The organism is Dietzia sp. E1, assembly GCF_014145015.1.
Taxonomy (GTDB): Bacteria; Actinomycetota; Actinomycetes; order Mycobacteriales; family Mycobacteriaceae; genus Dietzia; species Dietzia cinnamea_A.
This window is the reverse complement of record NZ_JAALDU010000293.1, coordinates 1-3403: the sequence shown is the minus strand read 5'-3', so window position 1 is coordinate 3403 and position 3403 is coordinate 1. Positions and strand designations below refer to the sequence as shown.

4 protein-coding genes are annotated in these 3403 nt (G+C 70.5%); 2 read left to right on the top strand and 2 right to left on the bottom strand.

Going from position 1 to position 3403, the window contains the following annotated elements; genetic code table 11:
• The coding region (locus tag G6030_RS10470; RefSeq protein WP_182643079.1) for a long-chain-acyl-CoA synthetase at positions 1-1846 on the bottom strand (1846 nt) is incomplete at its 3' end.
• Entirely contained in the window at positions 1843-2469 is a 627-nt protein-coding gene (locus G6030_RS10465) for a TetR family transcriptional regulator (RefSeq protein ID WP_182643078.1), read from the bottom strand. The genes G6030_RS10470 and G6030_RS10465, both read right to left, overlap by 4 nt.
• A 176-nt stretch (positions 2470-2645) precedes the next feature.
• On the opposite strand from G6030_RS10465, the gene G6030_RS10460 reads away from it, so the two are divergent.
• Together G6030_RS10460 and G6030_RS10455 are read left to right on the top strand one after the other, a co-directional pair.
• Complete coding sequence (locus G6030_RS10460; RefSeq protein WP_182643077.1) at positions 2646-2813, top strand: DUF2613 domain-containing protein; 168 nt, start codon at positions 2646-2648, stop codon at positions 2811-2813.
• Between the two features lie 36 nt (positions 2814-2849).
• The coding region (locus tag G6030_RS10455; protein WP_182643076.1) for an alpha-(1->3)-arabinofuranosyltransferase family protein at positions 2850-3403 on the top strand (554 nt) is incomplete at its 3' end.

Below are 3403 nucleotides of genomic sequence, written 5' to 3'. Positions count from 1 at the left end.
CGCCATCGTAGAACGGGACGTACCCCTTCTCCTTGGACAGCACGTAGAGCGGGTCATCGAACGTCGAGGTGTCGAACGCCTGCTCGCGCAGTTCGGTCTTGCGGCTCTTGTACGTGGAGGTGTGCTCGAGTTCCTTGGACAGCCGGATGAACAGCGGCACCGCGTACGACGGCAGGGAGTCCCGCAGGTGCTCGGCGAGCGCCGCGCCGTCGAAGTCCGACTTGTCGTGCAGGCGGATCGCCGCCATGCCGGCCTTGCCGTCGGCGTCCGGGACGGCCACGCCGTAGACCACGGCCTGGTCCACCTCCGGGCGGGCGCTGATCGCGGCCTCGACCTCGGTGGTCGCGACGTTCTCGCCCTTCCAGCGGAAGGTGTCGCCCAGGCGGTCGACGAAGGAGGCGTGCTTGAGGCCCTGGTCGAGCATGAGGTCGCCCGAGACGAACCAGGCGTCGCCGTCGCTGAAGGCGTCGCGGACGATCTTCTTCTCCGTGGCCTCGGCGTCGGTGTAGCCGTCGAAGGGCTGCGAGTCGGAGATCCCGCTGATGAGCAGGCCGGTCTCGCCCCTGCCGACCTTCCGCAGGCGACCGTCCTCGCCGCGGCGGGGCTCGCCCGTCTCGGGGTCGTAGTCGACGATCGCGAAGTCCATCGGGCAGTACCCGGTGGTCCGCGGGACGTTGAACGCGTTGACGAACGCGATGTTGCACTCACTGGCCGCGTAGAACTCGCAGATGCGGCCCACGCCGAACCGCTGCTGGAACTCGTCCCAGATCTCGGGCCGCAGCCCGTTGCCGGTCATCACGCGGATCGAGTGGTCGCGGTCGCCCGGGCCGGGATCCTGATTGAGCAGGTAGCGGCAGATCTCGCCGATGTAGATGGCGGCGGTCGCCCCGGCGGCGCGGGCCTGGTCCCAGAACTTCGACGCCGAGAAGTGCTCCTCGATCGCCAGGCACGCGCCGGCCGCGAGGACGCAACCGAGGGCGACCGTCAGGGCGTTGTTGTGGTACATCGGCAGCGGGCTGAGCAGGACGTCGTCCTTCTTCAGCCGCACGCCGGACAGACCGAACCCGGCCATCGCCTTGTTCCACCGGTAGTGGGACATGGTCGAGGCCTTGGGCAGGCCCGTCGTGCCCGAGGTGAAGATGTAGTACGCGGTCTCCGTGCCGACCGTCTCGTCGGCCTCCGGCGGGTTGACGTCCCCGACGTCGTCGCCGAGGGCCGCGAGCTCGTCCTCGAGCCACGTCAGGTCCGCCAGCTCCTCCGGGCGGTGGCCCGCGGTGAAGTCGCGGAACGGAAGGTCGACCTCGGAGCTGACGGCGAGAAGTTCGCCGATCCAGTTCTCGCGCGGCACGGACTGCACGGCCTCGGCGCACTCGGCGCCGACCAGCACGAGCGTGGACTCGAGGATCTTCTGCGAGTGGTCGAGAACCTCGCCGCGCTGGTGGTGGTTGAGCAGGCCCACGGAGGCGCCGACCTTGACGGCACCGAGGATCGCGAGCAGTACCTCGGTACGGTTGCCCATACAGATGCCGACCGTGTCGCCGCGCGTCACGCCGCGGGCCTTGAGGACCGCGGCGAACCGGTTGGCGCGGCGATTGGCCTCGCCGTAACTGATCTCCGTGCCGAGGAACTTGAGGAAAGGCGCGTCGGGCCGGGCGGCGGCCAGCTTCTGGAAACGGCGCCCGATCGAGACCTTGTCCGTGCTGCGGGAGGTCCGCACGATCCGCAGCCCGTTGAGGACGGACGGCAGGTCGGCAGCGAGGGAGGGCAGGCCGCGCGCGAGGTCCGCCGGGCTGAGTGTGCGGGCGGCCCCGGACCGGCGGCCGGTGGCGGTGGTCTTGTCGGTCACGACTTCTCCTCTGTGGGCGTGGTGAGTGACTTGGTCGGATCGCCCGCGAGGCCGCGCCAGGCGAGTTCCACGACGACACCGGCGGCCACCGACGTGGGGATCGACCGGTGGGCGACGCGGTCCGCGACCGCCTCGCCGGCACCGACCAGGGCGGTGGCGACCACCTCGAGCACCTCGCGGCTGCGCTGGTCCCCCGAGTTCTGTGCGAGCAGGTCGGTGGTGAGGTCGACCAGGACCGTCCGGGTCTTCTCGACCTCCTCCCTGAACTGGGGCTCGGCGAATGCCTGACGGTAGACCACATTCCAGGAGTCGGTGTGGGCGTCGACGAACTCGAGGAACGCCTGGACGACGTCCTCGAGCCGGCGGCGGGAGCCGGCACTGCCGGTGGCGGCGGCGGTGAGGTGGTCGATCAGCCGTCCGGACTCGCGGACGACGCACGCCGCGAACAGTTCCTCCTTGGAGCCGTAGTACAGATACAGCATCGGCTTGGAGATGCTCGCGTGTCGGGCGATGGTGTCCATCGAGGCCGATCGGTAGCCGAGATCGGAGAACACGCGGATCGCGGAGTCGAGCATCTGCTGCTCGCGGATCGCGCGTGGGATGCGTTTGGTCCCCGTCGTCACAGGTCTCCTCCCGGCGGGTCGCGGTGTCATGTGCCACACCCAACTTACCCGCCGGTAAGGACTTGTGGGAGCCGCTCCCCGGATCGGGCGCTCCGCCGGGTGTTACGCTTCCGGCGTCGGTGTGCTCGGCAGCACCGCCTGACCCCCTTCGTCACGTGAACCCCAGGGAGACCACGATGAGCTTCGGCACCGGAGCGCTCGCCAGCGCAGTCGGCGGAATCGTCCTCGGCGGCATCGTCGCGTTCGGGGTCAACACCGCGATGGCCGAGAACTCCATCCCGGACGTGCCGCAGCCGCCCGCCGACCAGGCCCTGCTCGGCCAGGTCGAGTACGGCGCGCGCTGACGCCCGCCGCTCTCGACTCTCTCCACGCCGGCGTAGGTGATCCGCGGGGTCCGTCTCGGCGCCGGTGCGCGTGACGCGGTCGTCGCGTTCCTCGCCTTCCTGCTGCTGGCCTGCCTGCAGTCCCCCGGGCTGATCGCCCCGGACACCAAGTACGACCTCGTCGCGGCCCCCGGCCGTTTCCTCGCCCAGGCCACCCATCTGTGGACCGGGCTCTCCTTCTCCGGCCAGGTCCAGAACCAGGCCTACGGCTACCTGTTCCCGCAGGGGCCGTTCTTCGCGCTGTTCGACCTGGTGGGGATGCCCGCGTGGCTGACCCAGCGCCTGTGGTGGGCGGTCGTGCTCACCGTCGCGTACGTGGGCGTGGTGCGCGTGGCCGCCGCGTTGCGCATCGGCACCCGCCGGACGCGCCCGGTCGCGGGCGTCCTCTACGCGCTCGCCCCGCGCATGCTCGGCGACCTGGGGTCGATCTCGTCGGAGATCTGGCCGGTCGCCCTGGCGCCGTGGGTGCTGCTGCCGGTCATCCGGGTGCTGCAGGGCCGGATGTCACCGCGTCGCGGCGGGGCCGGCGCCGCGCTCGCGATGGCGCTGAT

Coding starts and splice junctions, on each gene's coding strand:
- G6030_RS10460 (WP_182643077.1), top strand. CDS start 2,646: ATGAGCTTCGGCACCGGAGCGCTCGCCAGCGCAGTCGGCGGAATCGTC.